A 387-nucleotide genomic window follows, 5' to 3' on the forward strand; every position below is an offset into this window, starting at 1 on the left:
CGGCCTGAAGGTACTGGCCGTGCTGCCCGGCAGCCCCGCGCAGGAGCTGGGCATCCTGCCGGGCGAGGTCTTGTTGAAGGTCAACGGCGAAGCGTTGACCGGCGAGGCGCAGCAGCTGCATGAAGCGCTGCGTAAGAGTCCGGCGTTCTGCAAGCTGGAGGTGCAGAACGCTGCAGGCGAGAGCAAGTACCTGCAGCGCGCCATTTACGACGGCGACCATCATCTGCTGGGCGTCATTTTGGCGCCCCAGCCGGATGAAGATACGACGGCGCCGGATAAGCCGGCGGGCATTGTGGGCATTGCCCTTATGAAGACGGGCGCCCGCCGCAGGCCGTCCGGCGCCTCGGAGCTGCCGTCGCGGAGAGAGACGGCAGCTGCGCAAGACAC

At 66.9% G+C, this 387-nt stretch carries 1 protein-coding gene; it reads left to right on the forward strand.

Annotated elements, in window-relative coordinates; genetic code table 11:
• On the forward strand, positions 1-387 hold a 387-nt coding region (locus tag L691_RS33160), incomplete at both ends, for a PDZ domain-containing protein (RefSeq protein ID WP_036738039.1).

It is taken from the genome of Paenibacillus zanthoxyli JH29, assembly GCF_000520715.1.
GTDB classification, from domain to species: Bacteria; Bacillota; Bacilli; order Paenibacillales; family Paenibacillaceae; genus Paenibacillus_AQ; species Paenibacillus_AQ zanthoxyli.